General features: G+C 69.1%; 17 protein-coding genes. 2 read left to right on the forward strand and 15 right to left on the reverse strand.

The genetic code is table 11. The annotated features are described in order from the left end of the window. Nucleotides 1-5: 5 nt before the first annotated feature. Together pspAA and ACW14X_RS04935 are read right to left on the reverse strand one after the other, a co-directional pair. Nucleotides 6-284 (reverse strand): PspA-associated protein PspAA, encoded by a 279-nt coding sequence (gene pspAA / locus ACW14X_RS04930; RefSeq protein ID WP_350843654.1) that lies wholly within the window; start codon nucleotides 282-284, stop codon nucleotides 6-8. Further along, the gene (locus ACW14X_RS04935) at nucleotides 281-1,063 is read right to left on the reverse strand and encodes a PspA/IM30 family protein (RefSeq protein WP_201451065.1); all 783 of its coding nucleotides are present in this window, start codon (nucleotides 1,061-1,063) and stop codon (nucleotides 281-283) included. Before ACW14X_RS04935 ends, pspAA begins: the two co-directional genes overlap by 4 nt. 187 nt (nucleotides 1,064-1,250) lie before the next feature. Here ACW14X_RS04935 and ACW14X_RS04940 point away from each other — a divergent pair, with 187 nt between their 5' ends. After that, the gene (locus tag ACW14X_RS04940) at nucleotides 1,251-1,835 is read left to right on the forward strand and encodes a DUF3043 domain-containing protein (RefSeq protein ID WP_160024413.1); all 585 of its coding nucleotides are present in this window, start codon (nucleotides 1,251-1,253) and stop codon (nucleotides 1,833-1,835) included. A 106-nt stretch (nucleotides 1,836-1,941) separates the two neighbouring features. On the opposite strand, the gene dapB is transcribed toward ACW14X_RS04940, so the two are convergent. After that, a complete protein-coding gene (gene dapB, locus ACW14X_RS04945; RefSeq protein ID WP_457164906.1) occupies nucleotides 1,942-2,685 on the reverse strand; it encodes a 4-hydroxy-tetrahydrodipicolinate reductase in 744 nt (247 codons plus the stop codon). Nucleotides 2,686-2,864: 179 nt separating this feature from the next. Here dapB and ACW14X_RS04950 point away from each other — a divergent pair, with 179 nt between their 5' ends. Beyond that, the gene (locus ACW14X_RS04950; RefSeq protein ID WP_336738557.1) at nucleotides 2,865-3,332 is read left to right on the forward strand and encodes a class I SAM-dependent methyltransferase; all 468 of its coding nucleotides are present in this window, start codon (nucleotides 2,865-2,867) and stop codon (nucleotides 3,330-3,332) included. 45 nt (nucleotides 3,333-3,377) lie between these two features. Here ACW14X_RS04950 and ACW14X_RS04955 read toward each other — a convergent pair whose 3' ends face one another. The 12 genes from ACW14X_RS04955 to rbfA form a co-directional block, all read right to left on the reverse strand. After that, complete coding sequence (locus tag ACW14X_RS04955; protein ID WP_457164907.1) at nucleotides 3,378-4,748, reverse strand: M16 family metallopeptidase; 1,371 nt, start codon at nucleotides 4,746-4,748, stop codon at nucleotides 3,378-3,380. Beyond that, nucleotides 4,745-7,006, reverse strand: coding sequence for a polyribonucleotide nucleotidyltransferase (locus ACW14X_RS04960; RefSeq protein WP_160024416.1), 2,262 nt, complete (start codon nucleotides 7,004-7,006; stop codon nucleotides 4,745-4,747). Before ACW14X_RS04960 ends, ACW14X_RS04955 begins: the two co-directional genes overlap by 4 nt. A 266-nt stretch (nucleotides 7,007-7,272) precedes the next feature. Next, nucleotides 7,273-8,457: a molybdopterin-dependent oxidoreductase gene (locus tag ACW14X_RS04965; protein ID WP_457164908.1), complete on the reverse strand. Its 1,185-nt coding sequence runs from the start codon at nucleotides 8,455-8,457 to the stop codon at nucleotides 7,273-7,275. A 23-nt stretch (nucleotides 8,458-8,480) separates the two neighbouring features. Continuing rightward, nucleotides 8,481-10,568 (reverse strand): MMPL family transporter, encoded by a 2,088-nt coding sequence (locus tag ACW14X_RS04970; protein WP_160024418.1) that lies wholly within the window; start codon nucleotides 10,566-10,568, stop codon nucleotides 8,481-8,483. Between the two features lie 138 nt (nucleotides 10,569-10,706). Next, nucleotides 10,707-10,982 carry a 30S ribosomal protein S15 gene (gene rpsO, locus ACW14X_RS04975; protein ID WP_008363208.1) on the reverse strand — a complete coding sequence of 92 codons (276 nt, stop codon included), beginning with the start codon at nucleotides 10,980-10,982 and terminating at the stop codon, nucleotides 10,707-10,709. 299 nt (nucleotides 10,983-11,281) lie between these two features. Continuing rightward, nucleotides 11,282-12,445, reverse strand: coding sequence for a hypothetical protein (locus tag ACW14X_RS04980; RefSeq protein ID WP_457164909.1), 1,164 nt, complete (start codon nucleotides 12,443-12,445; stop codon nucleotides 11,282-11,284). Then, on the reverse strand, nucleotides 12,442-12,768 hold the full coding sequence (locus tag ACW14X_RS04985) for a PadR family transcriptional regulator (protein ID WP_045548854.1): 327 nt from the start codon (nucleotides 12,766-12,768) through the stop codon (nucleotides 12,442-12,444). Before ACW14X_RS04985 ends, ACW14X_RS04980 begins: the two co-directional genes overlap by 4 nt. A 116-nt stretch (nucleotides 12,769-12,884) precedes the next feature. Then, on the reverse strand, nucleotides 12,885-13,772 hold the full coding sequence (locus tag ACW14X_RS04990; RefSeq protein WP_457164910.1) for a hypothetical protein: 888 nt from the start codon (nucleotides 13,770-13,772) through the stop codon (nucleotides 12,885-12,887). 48 nt (nucleotides 13,773-13,820) lie between these two features. After that, the gene (locus ACW14X_RS04995) at nucleotides 13,821-14,753 is read right to left on the reverse strand and encodes a bifunctional riboflavin kinase/FAD synthetase (RefSeq protein ID WP_160029005.1); all 933 of its coding nucleotides are present in this window, start codon (nucleotides 14,751-14,753) and stop codon (nucleotides 13,821-13,823) included. Nucleotides 14,754-14,779: 26 nt separating this feature from the next. Beyond that, nucleotides 14,780-15,808, reverse strand: a complete 1,029-nt coding sequence (locus ACW14X_RS05000; RefSeq protein ID WP_350844113.1) for a hypothetical protein — start codon at nucleotides 15,806-15,808, stop codon at nucleotides 14,780-14,782. A gap of 56 nt (nucleotides 15,809-15,864) precedes the next feature. Beyond that, nucleotides 15,865-16,740 carry a tRNA pseudouridine(55) synthase TruB gene (gene truB / locus ACW14X_RS05005; protein ID WP_160024422.1) on the reverse strand — a complete coding sequence of 292 codons (876 nt, stop codon included), beginning with the start codon at nucleotides 16,738-16,740 and terminating at the stop codon, nucleotides 15,865-15,867. Further along, nucleotides 16,737-17,189: a 30S ribosome-binding factor RbfA gene (rbfA, locus tag ACW14X_RS05010; protein WP_160024423.1), complete on the reverse strand. Its 453-nt coding sequence runs from the start codon at nucleotides 17,187-17,189 to the stop codon at nucleotides 16,737-16,739. Before rbfA ends, truB begins: the two co-directional genes overlap by 4 nt. Between the last annotated feature and the right edge of the window lie 51 nt (nucleotides 17,190-17,240).

Consider the following 17,240-nt stretch of genomic DNA (forward strand, 5'->3'; position numbering starts at 1 on the left):
GCTGGTCAGCCGGGGATGAGGCCCTCGTCGCCGAGCATCTCGGAGACCTCGGCGAGCGTGGAGCCGGGTCCGGGAAGGATCAGGTCGGAGGAGTCGATCGCGTCGACCGGGTGGGCGGTGCCCATCGAACGTACGCCATCGAGCAGGGCCGCCAGGGCCGCGTCGAAGACGGCCTCGTCGGTGCCCTTGCAGGCGGCCTCGACCGCGGCGTCGAGCTCGTTGAGCTTGTCGACGGAGGCATCGTCGAGGTCGTACTGCCCCTCGCCCAGGATGCGTACGATCACTGCTCGGCCTTCTTCTCGGTCGACTCCACGTCGATGACCGGCGCGTTGGCGTCGGCACCGGGCAGCGCCTGCGTCTGCTGCGGGGAGTTGAGGCCCTTGAGCGCGGCGAGCTCGGCCTCGACGTCGCTGGTCGAGCTGAGCGCGTCGAGCTGGCGGGTGATGTCGTCGGAGGGACCGGCGGTGAGGTCGTCGAGGGCACCGGAGGCGAGCAGCTCGTCGACGGCACCGGCGCGAGCCTGCATCTCCAGGGTCTTGTCCTCGGCACGCTGCATGGCCATGCCGACGTCGCCCATCTCCTCGCCGATGCCGGAGATCGCCTCGTTGATCCGGGTCTGCGCCTCGGCGGCGGTGTAGGTCGCCTTGATGGTCTCCTTCTTGGTGCGGAAGGACTCCACCTTGGCCTGCAGCCGCTGCTGGGCGAGGGTGAGCTTCTCCTCCTCACCCTGCAGGGTCGCGAGCTGGGTGTTGAGGTCGTTCATCTGCTGGGTGAGACCGCTCTTGCGCGTGAGGGCCTCGCGGGCAAGATCCTCACGGTTCATCTCGATGGCCTTCTGGGCCTGCTGGGTGAGCTTGTCGGACTGCTGCTTGAGCCCGTTGATCTGCAGCTCGACACGCTTGCGGCTGGTCGCGACGTCCGCGACACCGCGGCGCACCTGCTGCAGCATCTGAAGCTGCTTCTGGTAGCTGTAGTCGAGCACCTCCCGTGGGTCCTCGGCCTTGTCGAGCGCCTTGTTTGCCTTCGCCTTGAAGACCAGGCTCAGCCGCTTCATCACACTCATCGGTTCCCTTTACGCCTCTCATATGCGGCCGACCGCCGGCCGCCCCGCGTCGTCGCTTGCCGCTGGACTCTCGTCGTCCTAGGACAAGTGTTGCCTCTCACCTTAGGCCGGGTCCACAAAACTCGCTGTCAAGGCCGATCGGGATATCCTGTATGTGTCCCAGCCAACAGGTAAGAGGTCACTTAAGTTGTTCGGTCGCAAGTCCCCCGCCCCGCAGGTCGTCGAGCCCGAGAACCCGGTCAAGGAGACCGGTAAGGGTCGTCCGACCCCTTCGCGCAAGGAAGCGGAGGCGGCCCGCAAGGCGCGTCTCAAGCAGCCGCGCTCCCGCAAGGAGATCAACGCCGCCAACCGCGCCCAGCGCGCCGAGCAGGGCGACAAGATGCGCCAGGCGATGAAGACCGGTGACGATCGCTACCTGCCGCTGCGCGACAAGGGCCCGGTCAAGCGCTTCATCCGCGACTGGATCGACGCCCGGTTCACCTTCGCCGAGATCGTGCTCCCGGTGCTGATCATCGCGCTCGTGGTGCCCTACATCAGCCTCGAGCTGGCGATGTACTCCCAGCTCTTCACCCTCGTCGTGATGGCCACCGTGATCATCAACCTGGTCGCGCTGCGCTTCCTGCTCCGCAAGGAGCTCAAGCGCCGCTTCCCCGACAACGACCTCAAGGGCACCACCTACTACGCGATCATGCGCGCCATCCAGATCCGCCCCCTGCGCCTGCCCAAGCCGCAGGTCAAGATCGGCACGCAGCTCCCCGACGACTACCGCTGACCCCAGCGCCCGGCCCCAGACGCCGAGAATGCAGTTGTGGCGGACGAAACGACCGTTTCGTCCGCCACAACTGCATTCTCGGCGTCCGCAGGTGCGGACTCGGTGGTCAGAGGCCGAGGACGTCCTCCAGGCCGATCGTGAGCCCGGGCCGCGAGCCGATGCCGCGGATCGCGGCGAGTACGCCGTGGGCGAAGGAGGCGTGCGAGAGCGAGTCGTGACGGATGGTCAGGAGCTCGCCGACACCGCCGAGGATGACCTCCTGATGGGCGACCGATCCGGACATACGCAGGGAGTGGACCGGGATGCCCTCCACAGAGGCCCCACGGGCCCCGTCGAGGGCCGAGGTGGTCGCGTCGGGCGCCGGGTCCACCCCGGCCTCGCGGCGCGCCGCAGCGACGAGCTCGGCGGTCCTGCGTGCCGTACCCGAAGGAGCGTCGGCCTTCCGCTCGTGGTGGGTCTCGACGATCTCCACCGACGGGAAGTGGGCCGCGGCGAGCTCGGCGAACCGCATCATCAGCACCGCGCCGACCGAGAAGTTGGGCACCACCATCGCGCCGACGCCCGGGTTCTTCGCCAGCCAGGTCTCGAGCTGCTGGACGCGGTCGGGCCCGAAGCCGGAGGTGCCGATCACCGTGTGCACGCCATGGGAGAGGCAGAACTCCGCATTGCCCATCACCGCCTCGAGCGTGGTGACATCGACGGCCACCTCGGCACCGGCGTCGGTGATCGCCGAGAGCTCGTCGTCGCGACCGATCCTGGCGACGAGCTCCAGGTCATCGGCGGACTCGACGGCCTCGCAGACCGCCGAACCGAGCTTGCCACGTGCACCGAGAACAGCCACCTTAGTCATGAGGCCACACCCTATAGATCACGCTCCAGCAACGATCCACCACCATCCGGTGAACAAATCGCGAGGCTTGTTCAGAGCTTGTCGAAGGGGCTGTGAGCGGAACCGTAGGAGGATCTGGCAGTCTTGGACCCATGGTGGTGCAGACGATCCCTGCTCGGATCCGTTGGGCCGTTGATTTCATGGACATTCAACCGAACGATCATGTCCTTGAGATCGGCTGTGGCCCGGGGGCTGGTGCCGAGCTGATCTGTAGCCGGCTGGAGACCGGAAAGCTATTTGCGATCGATCGCTCGGAGTCGGGTGTCGATCGTACGAAGCGACGCTGCGCGAAGTACCTGGAGGCAGGACGCCTCACGGTCCGCCAGATCGACCTCGCGACGCTGCGGGTCCCGGTCAAGCGGCTGACGAAGGTGTTCGCGTTCAACGTCAACCTGTTCTGGGTGCGTGACGCATCCGCCGAGATCGCGCTGCTCCACGAGCGCGTGCTCCCCGGCGGCACGGTCAACCTCTTCTACGAGGCCACCCAGCGCGAGCAGGTCCCCGAGATCATCGAGAAGTCGAGCAAGGCCCTGGCCGACGCCGGGTTCCGCGTCTCCATCGTCGACTCCAAGGTCCCCGCCGCCGTCGGGATCATCGGCAAGCGCTGACCCAGACCTCGCCGAGTCGGCTCGTCACGACGAGCCGACTCGGCGTCAGGCCGGTCCCACTACCGCCAGGATCTCCGGCCGGGTGAGGATCTCGGCGGCCACGTCACGGCACTCGTCCAGGGTGACCGCGTCGATCCGTGCCAGCACCTCGTCGATCGAGTAGAGCTCGCGGTGGACCAACTCGGCGCGGCCGATGCGGGACATCCGGGAGGCGGAGTCCTCCAGGCCCAGCACGAGGCCGCCGCGCAGCTGGCCCTTGCCGAGCTCGAGCTCCTCGGCGGTGATGCCGTCGCGGGCGACGGCGGCCAGCTCGGAGCGTACGACCTCGAGGACTTCGTCGAGCTTGGCCGGCAGGCAGCCGACCTGGACCCCGAAGAGACCCGTCTCGGCGTGGCTGTAGGCGTAGGAGTAGACCGAGTAGGCCAGGCCCCGGTGCTCGCGGACCTCCTGGAAGAGCCGTGAGGACGTCGCGCCGCCGACGGCGGTGTTGACCACCTCGAAGGCGAAGCGACGGTCGTCGCCACGCTGCAGACCCTCACGGGCGAGGATGACGTTGACCTGCTCCAGCGGCCGCTGGGCGCTGACCTCGCCGGGGGCGACCTCGAGCGGCGATCCCTCACGCGGAGGCACCGGCGCGGCCGATCCCCGCAGGAAGCCGGAGCCGGAGAACGCCTTCTCCACCATCGCCACGACCTCGTCGTGGTCGAGGTTGCCGGCGACCGAGACGACCATCCTGGGCGCCACGTAGTGCGCCTGGTAGAAGTCGTTGATCTCCTCGCGGGTCAGCGCGGTGATCGAGGACTCCGTGCCGGCGATGCCGCGCCCGAGCGGTGTCTCGGCGCCCCACGCCTGCGCAGAGACGAGGTTGTGGATCACGTCGTCGGGGTCGTCGTCGTGCATCGCGATCTCGTCGAGGATCACGTCCCGCTCGGCCTCCACGTCCTCCTCCGTGATCAGCGAGGAGGTCAGCATGTCGCCCACGACGTCGATCGCCAGCGGCAGGTCGACGTCGAGCACCCGCGCGTGGAAGCACGTGTACTCCTTGGCGGTGTAGGCGTTGAACTCCCCGCCGACGCGGTCCATCGAGGAGGAGATCTCCAGGGCCGTACGCGACGGGGTGCCCTTGAACAGCAGGTGCTCGAGGAAGTGGGAGCAGCCGTGCTGACGCGCGGTCTCGTCGCGGGACCCGACGCCGATGAAGACGCCGATGGCGGCCGAGCGGACCCCGGCCATCTGCTCGGTCACGATCCGCAGGCCCGAGGGATGGACCGTGCGGCGTACGAGCGATGTCACCGCGCCGTTGACCTCGGTCTGCTCGAGCGTGACGGTGGTGCCGGGCTCCTGGTTATAGCCGGAGGACCGGCCGACACCTGCGTGTCGACCGGTCCCCCGGGTGGTGCGTGACGCCAAGGTCACTCCTCGTCTGCGGCCTCGGTGGCGGTCTCCGCAGGAGCGTCCTCGGAAGGAGCCTCCTCCTCGAGCACCGGGGCCAGCGAGAGCTTGCCGCGGTCGTCGATCTCGGCGATCTCGACCTGGATCTTCTGGCCGACCTCGACGACGTCCTCCACCGACTCGACCCGCTTGCCGCCGTTGAGGGCGCGCAGCTTGGTGATGTGGAGCAGGCCGTCCTTGCCCGGGAGCAGGGCGACGAACGCGCCGAAGTTGGTCGTCTTCACGACCGTGCCGAGGTAGCGCTCGCCGACCTCGGGCATGGTCGGGTTGGCGATCGCGTTGACCGCGGCACGGGCGGCCTCGGCGGCGCCGCCGTCGGTCGCGCCGATGAGCACCGTGCCGTCGTCCTCGATGGAGATCTGGGCGCCGGTGTCGTCCTGGATCTGGTTGATGACCTTGCCCTTGGGCCCGATCAGCTCGCCGATCTTGTCGACGGGGACCTTCACGGTGATGATCCGCGGAGCGGTCGGAGCCATCTCCTCGACGCCGCCGATGGCCTCGTGCATGACGTCCAGGATGGTCGTACGCGCGTCCTTGGCCTGGTTGAGGGCCTGGGCGAGGACCTCGGCCGGGATGCCGTCGAGCTTGGTGTCGAGCTGCAGCGCGGTCACGAACTCCGAGGTGCCGGCGACCTTGAAGTCCATGTCGCCGAAGGCGTCCTCGGCACCGAGGATGTCGGTCAGCGCGACGTACTTCGTCTCGCCGTCGATCTCGCCGGAGATCAGACCCATCGCGATGCCGGCGACCGGAGCCTTGAGCGGGACACCGGCGTTGAGCAGCGACATCGTCGAGGCGCAGACCGAGCCCATCGAGGTGGAGCCGTTGGAGCCCATCGCCTCGGAGAGCTGGCGGATCGCGTAGGGGAACTCCTCGCGGCTCGGGAGCACCGGCAGGAGCGCGCGGCGGGCGAGCGCACCGTGGCCGACCTCGCGACGCTTGGGCGAGCCCACGCGGCCGGTCTCACCGGTGGAGAACGGCGGGAAGATGTACTTGTGCATGTAGCGACGGTGCTTCTCCGGGGAGAGCGTGTCGAGCTGCTGCTCCATCTTGAGCATGTCGAGGGTGGTGACACCCAGGATCTGGGTCTCGCCGCGCTCGAAGAGCGCCGAGCCGTGGACCCGCGGGATCACGCCGACCTCGGAGTGCAGCGGACGGATGTCGGCCAGGCCACGACCGTCGATGCGGACCTTGTCGCGCAGGACCTGGGTGCGGATGGCCTTCTTGGTGATGGCCTTGTACGCCGCACCGATCTCGCCCTCGCGACCCTCGAACTGGGCGCCGAGCTTCTCGAGCAGGGCGAGCTTGATCCGGTCGCCCTCCTCCTCGCGCTCCAGCTTGGTCAGGACGCGCTCGCGCGAGCCCTTGACGCTGTAGAGGTCGGTGACGTCAGCACCCACGGTGGCCTCGACGGCCTCGTAGACGTCGTCCTGGTAGTCCAGGAAGACCGGGTAGTCCTGCACCGGCTTGGCGGCCTGCTTGGCCAGCTCGGCCTGAGCCTCGACCAGCTGCTTGATGAACGGCTTGGCGGCGTCGAGGCCACCGGCCACGATCGGCTCGGTGGGCGCCTGGGCGCCGGACTGGACCAGGTCCCAGGTCTTCTCGGTGGACTCGGCCTCGACCATCATGATCGCGACGTCGCCGGTGTCGGTGACACGGCCGGCGACGACCATGTCGAAGACGGCGTTCTCGAGCTGGCTGTGGGTCGGGAAGGCGACCCACTGGCCCTCGATCAGGGCGACGCGCACGCCGCCGACCGGGCCGGAGAACGGCAGGCCGGAGAGCTGGGTCGACATCGACGCGGCGTTGATCGCGAGCACGTCGTAGGGCTGGTCGGGGTCGAGCGCCATGACGGTGATGACGACCTGGACCTCGTTGCGCAGACCCTTCTTGAAGGTCGGGCGCAGCGGGCGGTCGATCAGGCGGCAGGTGAGGATCGCGTCCTCGCCCGGGCGACCCTCGGAACGGAAGAAAGAGCCGGGGATCTTGCCCGCGGCGTACATCCGCTCCTCGACGTCGATGGTGAGCGGGAAGAAGTCGAAGTGGTCCTTCGGCTGCTTGGAGGCGGTGGTCGCCGAGAGCAGCATCGTCTCGTCGTCGAGGTAGGCGGTCACGGAACCCGCGGCCTGCCGGGCGAGCAGCCCGGTCTCGAACTTGACGGTGCGGGTGCCGAACTTGCCGTTGTCGATGGTCGTCTCGACGGCAGTGATGACTGGTTCAGTCAAGGATTCGTCCTTGTCTAGGTCTCGGAGCGCCCCCGCGCCGGGCGTGTGCACTCGTTGTGCACGGGGCCGGTCTTCGATCGAGACCCTCAGGTCCGCGACGGACCTGGGAATCACTACCGAGGACCGAGCCGGACGGGCGGGCCGCTCCTGGTGATGTGTTCCATTTTCCGAGTGCCCGCGCGGCTGGCGCTAGCACTCATCGCTCAGCCTATCCGTCCCCTGCCCGAAATGCGGAACGGAGGCACGCGCGTGCCCCCGGCGGGGCATCACACGACGGTGACGGGGTGGCGTACGACGGCGTCGAAGAGGTAGCCGCCGGGATTGTGGGCGGCGACGTCGGGCTGGGTGCGGCCGGCACGGTCGGTGGCCCGGACGAGAATCTCGTACGCCCCCGGCTCGGGGTTGCGCCAGGTGTGGTCCCACTGCGCCCAGCCGAGGCCGTGGCCGCCGGTCGGACGGCCCGGGGCGTGCGGAACCGCCCGCGCCCAGGTCTCTCCCCCGTCGGTGCTGATCTCGACCCGCGCGATCGGCGTCTTGCCGGACCAGGAGCGGCCGCTCAGCACGATCCGGTCACCAGCCGGGATCTCGGCGTTCCACTCGAGCTCCAGGGCGGAGCGGACCGGGTTGACGGTGAGCGGGCCGTCGACGTTGTACCACTTCGTGTCCCACGGCGAGGTCAGCACGCTCGTGGACACCTCCAGCGAGCCGAGCCACTTGATGCTCGCGATGCCGATCCAGCCGGGCAGCAGCAGCCGCAGCGGGAAGCCGTGGTCGGGCAGCAGGTCCTCACCGTTGGCGCCCCAGACGAGCAGGGCGTCGTCGAAGGCCTTCTCGATCGGGAACGGGCGCCGCACCTTGCCGTAGTCGACCCCCTTGTCCACGTAGTTCGCATCGAGCCCGCTCGCCTGCACCGAGACCGCGTCCTGACGGATGCCGACGGCGGTCAGGACGTCGGCCAGGCGTACGCCCTTCCAGCGGACCGCACCCACCGCGCCCAGCGTCCACCGGGTGCCGCTGACCTCTTGGCCCTGCTGGGTGACGAAGAAGCTGCGGCCGTTCCCGGTGCACTCGTGCACCGAGGTCGTCTCGACGTGCCGGAAGGCCTTCAGGTCGTCGAGAGTGAGCCGGACGCCGGCCGCGTCGCGCAGCCCGTCGCCGAAGATCTCCAGCTCGTACGTCTCCGGGTCGATCCGCGGGGTCGCGGTGTGGTTGCGCACGAAGAGGTCGGCCTGCGGGGTCAGGTAGCGGCGCGGGTCGACCGAGTCCCAGCGGGTCTCGGCGTTGGTGCCGTAGTCGATGAACCGTTCGGCGGGCAGCGGCTTGAGGATCGCCGGAGAACCCGCGGCGGCACTGGCCGTCACCGAGTCAGTGACCTGGGTGGCGCCCACAGCTGCCGCCCCGAGCGCCGCAGTGGTGAGGAAGGTGCGTCGGTTCAGACCTGGGGACGTCATGCCGGGATATTAACATGACCAACTTACTCTTGTTTAGGTTTCGCCAGACGGCTCGGCCACCAGATCCGATCGCCGGCATCGAGGTTGATGGCGGTGACCAGGATCGAGCGGACGATCATCGTGTCGAGCATGACCCCCAGCGCGACGGTCACCCCGATCTCTGCCAGGAAGACCATCGGCAGCGAGCCGAGCACCAGGAAGGTCGCGGCGAGGACGACGCCCGCCGAGGTGATCACGCCACCGGTCGAGGTCAGGCCGACGAGCGCCCCAGCCCGGGTGCCGAGGACCTGCGACTCCTCACGCACCCTGGTCATCAGGAAGATGTTGTAGTCGATGCCCAGCGCGACCAGGAACACGAAGGCGAACAGAGGGAACCCCGGGTCCGTGCCGGCGAAGCCGAAGACGAACTCGAAGAGCAGGACCGAGATGCCGAGCGCCGCCCCGAACGACAGGATCACCGTGCCGAGCAGGATCAGCGGGGCGACCAGCGCCCGCAGGAGCACCATCAACACCAGCAGCACGACCAGCAGGACGATCGGGATGATCACCAGGTTGTCGCGCTGACTGGCCTCGAGGGTGTCGAACATCATCGCCGAGGTCCCGGTGACCAGCGCGCCCGAGCCGTCCACGTCCTGCACCGCCGTCCGTGCGGCGGCCACGATGTCGTACGCCTCGGGCGAGGTCACGTCCGCGTCCACCACCGCCGCGATCGCGACGACGCCGTCCTGCGGCGGGCCGAGCGGGAAGCTCACCATCTCCCCCGCCGGGGTCGCGGTCGGCACCAGCCCGTCGACGCCGTCGAGCGCCTGCTGCACCTGCTCCTGCGCCGCCGCGTCGGCAACCACGAGCAACTGGTTGGACTGGTCGGCCATCTCGTGGTCGATCAGCACCTGCTGGCCGGTGATCGAGTCGAACTCCTTGGTGTAGGTCTCGTCCGATGCCAGTCCGTTGGCGTCGAGCCGGAACAGGCCGAGGCAGGCGAGGAGCAGGATGCCGGTCGTCACCACCCAGACCCTGCGCGGCCGGACCGAGACCATCCGGCCGACCCTCGCCCACAGTCCGGTATCGGTCGGGTCCACCGACCCGTACGCCGGACGCTTCGGCCAGAAGACCCAGCGGCCGCAGATGACCAGCAGAGCGGGCAGCAGGGTGACCATCACGAGATAGGTCACCCCGATCCCGACGGCCACGACCGGCCCCATCCCCGAGGTCGAGTTCATCTCCGCGAAGGTCAGGCAGAGCATGGCCAGTGCGACCGTCACGGCGCTGGCGAGGATCGCCGGAGCGGCACGGTGCAGGGCATGCGCCATCGCGTCGTGACGGTCCTCGAAGTTGCGCAGCTCCTCGCGGTAGCGCGAGACCAGCAGCAGGGCGTAGTCGGTGCCGGCACCGATCGCCAGGATGCTCAAGATGGCCTGGCTCTGGCCGTTGACGGTCAGCCCTGCCTCCTTCGCCAGGAAGTAGACCAGGCCCATCGTCACGCCCAGGCCGACCACCACCGAGACGATCGGGAAGAGCCAGAGCACCGGGCTGCGATAGACGAACAGCAAGATGATCACGACCACGGTGAGCGCCGCCAGCAGCAGCGTCGTGTCGATGCCGCCGAACGCCTCCGCCGCGTCTGCCGCGGAGCCACCCTGGCCGGTGACGTGCAGGCGTACGCCGTCGTGGTCGGCGATCCCGCGGACCTCGTCGACGAGGTCGGGCATCTTGTTCCAGCCGTCCGAACCGAGGTCGAAGGTCACGGTGAGCTGGGCGACCTCGCCGTCCTCGGACAACAGCGGCGGCTCGATCTCGCCCTCGACCCCTTCGAGACCACTGAGCTCGGCGATGTCGCTCGAGGCGACGGCGGCAAGGTCGGCTCCGGTGGTGGTGGTCGAGGTGTAGACGAGCGTGGTGGGGATCGCGTTGGGGTTCTGGAAGGGGCTCATCTTGTCGAAGCCGCGGGTCGACTCCGCCGACTCCGGCAGCCACGAGCTGGCCTCGTTGTTCTGCACCTCGGTCAGCTTCCCGGCGAACCCGCCGAGGGCGACCACGGCGAGCAGCCAGAACACCACCACGACGTACTTGGTCTTCGGCCCGGTCAGTTTGCCCGCAATCTGTCGATGCACGGTCTCAACACTGCGCCTGATTCATCCGAGATCGATCAGAATCGCCCCAAGAACCCCGCTGTGGGCCCAACCTTCCCTAAAACAGGCGAACGGGCCGCCCCGGTGTGGGGCGGCCCGCCGCTTACGAAGATCAGGAGATCAACGACGAAGGCCGAGCTTCTCGATGATCGAGCGGTAGCGCTCGATGTCCTTCTTCTGAAGGTAGTTGAGAAGGCGGCGGCGCTGGCCGACGAGCAGCAGCAGACCACGACGGCTGTGGTGGTCGTGCTTGTGCTCCTTGAGGTGGTCGGTCAGGTGGGAGATGCGGTGCGACAGCAGCGCGATCTGCACCTCCGGCGAGCCGGTGTCACCCTCGGTCGTGGCGTACTCGGCGATGATCTTCTTCTTGGTCTCCGCGTCAGTTCCAACTGCCATGCGAAGGCTCCCTTCCGGCCCGTAGGCCTACTCGTTGCGCGGCGCGCCCGGGCCTGTTCACCGGGGCACTCTTGGTCCGCGGCCGATTTCACGGCTTGAGCCGCCGACCCCCATGGGTCGACAACCCGAGAAGATTAACAGCGAGCCGGCGTACGCCCCGAATCGCCGCCGGATCACGCCACGAGCACCAGGCGCGCCACCAGCCGGCGCAACCTCCACCACAGCTTCATCACCCTCACCTCGTCTCTCCGCCATCTGGATCGACGCTGGAGAACCAGGATCGGTTGCATCAGGTCGGGTCATGGCTTGACAGTGGTACCCGCGGACGCGCTCGGAGATGCGCTCGGCGAGCTCGTCGTCACCCCGGGCAGCGACACCTTCGGTACGGTCGCCAGCGGCGGCTCCTGGATCGCCGGTGCGTTCTCGCTCCCGTCCGCGAACGCGTTCGGGTCGAGCGCGGTGTCCGGCTGGACCCGGCTGGGCAGCGGGAAGACGTTGTAGAGCTGCGCGGCACCGTTGGACCACGGGTAGAAGATCCGTGGCTGCAGCGGCTCACCGGTCATCTCGTCGGTGCAGACGACCTCGGCCATGTCGAGCTCGTCGCCGATGACCGGCGGGAGCGGAGCGGCGCTCGTCGAGGTGCAGTCGGGCTGGGTGACGACGTCGATCGGCTTTCCCTCCTGGTCGAAGAGCTGGACGCCGGTCAGCGGCTTCCCCGAGGCGTCGTAGGGGTAGATGTTGCTGACCCACCTCCCGCCGGAGTAGATCCCGGCCTGCTCGTCGATCGGCGCGCCGTAGCCGCCGCCGGCCCCGGCCTCGTTGAAGCCGTCGCTCCAGCCGCGGTCGTACTCGCTCCCTCCCCCGCCCCAGGATGCCCAGCACAGGAAGAGCACGAAGGCTGCCAAGGCGTTCAGCCCCAGGACCACGACACGGGCGGCGGTCCCCCGCTCGCCACCGGGCCAGACCCGGCCGGCGCCGACGAACATGCTGATCGCCACGGCGACGATGACCAGTACCACCGCCGGGGCGCTCGACATCTCCCACCCGAGGAACGCCGAGACCAGCCAGACGGCCGCCCAGGCACGCACGATCCACCACAGCGGCCGCAGCCAGGCGACCACCGGCCCCAGGTCCGTACGCAGCAGCTCACCGAGCTTGGCGACCACCGCGTCGAAGCGGTCGTGGCCGGCATCGAGGAGCCCGTCGACCCGCTCCGCGAACCCCCGAGGTGCCTTCACGCCTACCGGGATGCCCGCCGCGGCCCGCAGCTCCTTGGCGTACTCGACCGGGTCCCCGAGCGCATCGGGACCGCGCTCCTCGACCAGCTCGGTGAAGTCGGCCTCGAGCCCGTCGGTGATGTCGCTGAGCACCTCCGGGTCGAGGTCGTCGAGCTCGCGGCGTACGCGAGCCAGGAAGAGCCGCACCTCCGGCGCGACGTTCGGCTCGGCATCTGTGGTCGTCATGCGCTTGCCCCTCGGAGGATCTCGGTGACGGTGGTGGAGAAGTGGGACCAGTCCTCGCTCTGCTGCTTGAGCTGGCCTTGCCCGGCAGGTGTGATGCCGTAGTACTTGCGGTGCGGACCCGACTCCGACGGGACGACGTAGGAGGTCAGGGCGCCCGCGGCGTACAGCCGCCGCAGGGTGCCGTAGACCGAAGCGTCGCCGACGTCCGTGAGCCCGCTGTCGCGGAGCTTGCGGACGATGTCATAGCCGTACGCATCCTCGCCGTCGACAACGGCCAGGACGGTCAGGTCGAGCACCCCTTTGAGCAGTTGGGTGGTATCCATGCTTCGCACACTACTACGCAGTGCGCACTACTTGCCAGAGCATTGCACCGCGCGCCGCCGAAGAGCTCAGCGACGTCGAGGAGCCGGCCCTGAACCCGGGCCGCGACCGGGCTCGGCTAGGACCGGCCGCGTACGTCGCGCACGAAGTCCTTCCAGGCGGCCGTGTCGCCGGCCGGCCCGGAGCCCCGGACGGGGCCGGTGAAGGTGCGCACCTGGACGGGCTGAACGGGCCGCCCCGACGGCGAGGCGGGCGCGAGGCGGGTCTGGGCGGTCGGCACCGCGACGCTGGCGCGCAGCTGCTGGCCGTAGCCACCCGGCGCTCCCCCAGGGCCGCCGGGTCCACCGGGACCACCGGGGCCCGCGGGACCACCAGTGCCCCCGGATCCGCCGGAGATGAGCGAGGACATCGGCGTGTACTCCTCCACCTCGTCGCTCTTGCCCGGCACCGCGAGCCAGATCAGCGCGATCAGGAACCCGGTCGCCCACCCGTAGGTCAGTCCGTACGCAGCACCCGACTCGAGCGCTTCGCCGAGCGTGGCCACGAACGACGCTGAGTTGCCGGCGAGGTAGGCGTAGAGGCTCCCGGCGACCTGTCCGGCGGCGGTGGCGACGATCGCGGCGAACCAGCAGCCGAGGAACACCGGCCAGAACGCCCGCGGCCAGATGCCGATGGTGCCGAGCCGGGTCAGCAGCCAGGTGAGCACGAAGACGGTGCCGGTGAGGACGGCGGAGTTCACCAGGTCGTCGCCGGAGAAGAGCCCGCTGAAGGAGCCGTCGCCGAAGTAGGTGAGCCGGTCGCCGAGCAGCGCGGCCACCCAGCCGGCCGAGTCGGTGCCGTTCTCCTCCATCCAGGTCGAGAACGGCGCGGAGCCGGAGAGGAACTGCAGGACCCAGAGGCCACCGGTGACCAGGACCGCGTTGAGGAAGGCCGGGATGCCGCCGCGGGGACGCTCGGCCTCGACCTCGGTCTCGTAGGCGGACGTTGGGGTGGGGTGGGGATCCATAGCCAACAATTCAACCGCACCTGGACCCCGCTGAACAGGCCGCGGGGTCTACGGCTCGGTAAGGATCTGGCGCGCTCGCACCACATCGGCGCGCATCTGCTCGACGAGCGCCTCGATCCCCTCGAAGGCGACCATGCCGCGCAGCCGCTCGACGAAGGCGACCTCGACCTCGACGCCGTAGAGCTCCAGGTCGTCGCGGTCGAGCACGTAGGACTCGACCCGGCGCCCGACCACGCCCTCGAAGGTGGGGTTCGTGCCGACCGAGATGGCGGCGGGGAACCGCTCGCCGGTGTCGCGCCTCGTCAGCCAGCCCGCGTAGATGCCGTCGGGCGGCACCGCGGTCAGCGAGTCGGTGGGCACGTTGGCCGTCGGGAAGCCGAGCTCGCGGCCACGCTGGTCGCCCTTCACGACGACGCCGCGGACCGAGTAGGGACGGCCGAGCGCCTCGGCGGCGCCGGTGACGTCACCGGTCGCCAGACACGTACGGATATAGGTCGAGGACCACACCTGGGGCCCGCCGTCGAGCGGGATCCCCTCGGCGGAGAAGTCGTGGATCTTGCCGTAGGCGACCAGGTCGGCCACGTCCCCGGCGGCCTTGCAGCCGTAGCGGAAGTTGGCGCCGACCACGCACGCCTCTGCGTGCAGCGCGTCGACGAGCACGCGCTGGGCGAAGTCGTCGGGTGACCAGTTGGCCATCTCCATGTCGAACGGCAGCGCGAGCACGGCGTCGGCACCGGCCGCCACCAGGAGCTCGGCGCGCTCCTCCATCGTGGTGAGCACACCGGGGGCGTGCTCGGGCCGCAGCACCGCCATCGGGTGCGGGTCGAAGGTGACCGCCACCAGGGTGAGGTCCTTGGCGTCCGCCACCTCGCGCCCCCGGCGCAGCACATGCTGATGCCCGAGATGGACGCCGTCGAAGTTGCCGATCACGACGGCCGTACGGCCCAGACCGGATGGCACCTCACTGAGACTTCGCCACAACACCCGGACAGAATATCGGTGGTTGCTCACTGGGATCGGACCTGGGCCGACTGGCGGGCGCGGAGAGCGAGATAGACCGCGCGCATCCCGACCGCCCGTTCGATCTCGCGCAGCACCGTGCCGAAGAACTGCTCGCGGTAGATCTCGTCGGTGACCGTCGAGACCGTGACGTAGAGCGAGGAGAAAGCGGAGAGGAACAGCGCCACCTTGACCAGCTCACCTGACACGTTGGGCAGCCAGGACAGGTTGTGCAGGGACTCCTGCCCGGTCCAGCCCATCTGGACGCCGTCGGTCATCACGATCGCCCCGAAGACCAGGAAGAACGCGAAGACCGCGAACGCGATCAGCAGCACCTGGGTGGCCTGGATGACGAGCAGCGCGAGCACCAGGTTCCAGCGCTCGTAGCCGGACACATGGGCGAACTCCGCCGGGTCGGTGCTCTCGCCGTCGCGGGCGCCCTCGACGAGCTCTGCGCATGCGGTCTCCAGCGGCGTACGCGCGCACGTGCGGAGAAGGAACTCGGCATCCACGTCGTCGTCGATCCGGTCGACCTCCTCGGGCAGCCGGACCAGGAGGAACGCCACCGCTGACCCACCGAACAGCAGCGTCACCAGCCATAACGCACCCGCGTCGAGGTTCGCCGACATCTCCCAGACCTCGGCGTTGATGAAGAGGAACGTGATGAAGAGCAGCAGCAGGGGCAGTGCACGCAGGGCCATCGGCAGCAGCCGTGGCAGCGATCCGAAGGTACGTCCCACCGCCCAGGTCAGGATCGGCCGGAACCGCATCGCGGTCAGGGCGTACCACCCGGCCGCGGCCCCGCCGAGGGTCAGCAGCAGCGCCGGCGCGACCCCGACGTCGCCGGTCACCCACGCCAGCGCGACGCCCGCTGCCACCGCGACGATCACGACCACCAGACCGATCCGGACCGTACGCCGCGGCCGCATCGCCGCGCGCACCGCATCGCGCTCCTCCGGAACGAAGTAGGTGAGCCCGTTGCGCCGGAACCACGCGTCAGTGAGCCGTAGCGTCTCGGCCGATCCGTTCTGCTCCACAAGAGCAGCATCCTCGCAGGCTTTACCGCCCACCGGGCTCGCGGGCCCGTGGTCGCTCACCCCACGAAGACGGCTGCCGCCTTGGCGCTCTGCGCTCCGACCGGCTCGTAGAGCGCCAGGAACTCCCCGTCGGGGGCGAAGACGGCGGTCAGCCCGTCGAGCCCGAGCCCGAGCTTGCGCCCGTAGCGGACGTCTCGCGCCTGCTCCTCGGACAGGTCGTACGCCGGGAAGGCGGCTCTGGCCGCGTCGCTGAGCCCCAGCACACCGAACTCGTCGGCGAGCTCGTCGAGCGTCTTCGCGGACGCGAGGTCGTACGGTCCGACCGCGGTGCGACGCAGCATCGTCAGATGTCCACCGACCCCGAGCGCCGCGCCGACGTCGCGGGCGATCGCCCGGATGTAGGTGCCCGAGGAGCAGCGCACGGAGATGTCGACGTCGACCACGTCGCCCTCGCTCCGGAGCTCACCGACGGTGAGCTCGTGCACCGTGACCGGTCGTGCCTTCAGCTCGACCTGCTCCCCGTCGCGTACGCGTTGGTAGGCCCGCTTGCCGTCGACCTTGATCGCCGACACCGCGGTCGGCACCTGGAGGATGTCGCCGACCTGGGTGGCGAAGGCGCTGCGTACCTCGTCCTCGGTCAGACCGGTCGCGGTCGTCTCGGCGACGACCTCGCCCTCGGCGTCGTCGGTGGTGGTCGAGATCCCCAGACGCACGGTCGCGTCATAGGACTTCTCGGTCAGCATCAGGTGACCGAGGAGCCGGGTGGCCCGCTCGACCCCCAGCACCAGTACGCCGGTCGCCATCGGGTCCAGGGTGCCGGCATGCCCGACCTTGCGGGTGCCGGCCAGGCGGCGTACGCGCGCGACGACGTCGTGGGAGGTGACCCCGGCGGGCTTGTCGACGATGACCAGCCCGGCGACAGGAGAGCTCACTCCTCGTCGTCCTCGTCCCAGTCGTCGGCCTCACGAGGCTTCTTGTAGGGGTCCGGCTCACCTGCGTAGGTCTCCCCGCGCGCAGCGGCGACCGCGTCGTCCTGTGCCTTGGCGCGCGCGAGCACGTCGTCGAGGTGGCGGGCGGTCTCCGGAAGCGCGTCGTGGATGAACTCCAGCGTCGGCGCGGTGCGGGTGCCGAGCTGCTTGGCGACCTCGGAGCGGATCAACCCCTTGGCCGACTCCAGCGCGGCGGCCGTGCCGGCCAGCTCCGCCTCCGAGTCGGCGCCGAGCACCGTGTAGAAGATCGTGGCCTGCTGACTGTCGCCGGTGACGCGTACGTCGGTGACGGTGACGAACCCGATCCGCGGATCCTTGATCCGTCGCTCCAGCATCTGCGCCACGATGACCTTGATCCGGTCAGCGATCCGGCGAACCCGTGGGCTACTCATGTTCACACTCTCTCAAATAATCGAAGTAAATCGAGACGTTGGCCGGGCCGC

Source organism: Nocardioides sp. YJ-D4 (genome assembly GCF_054031495.1).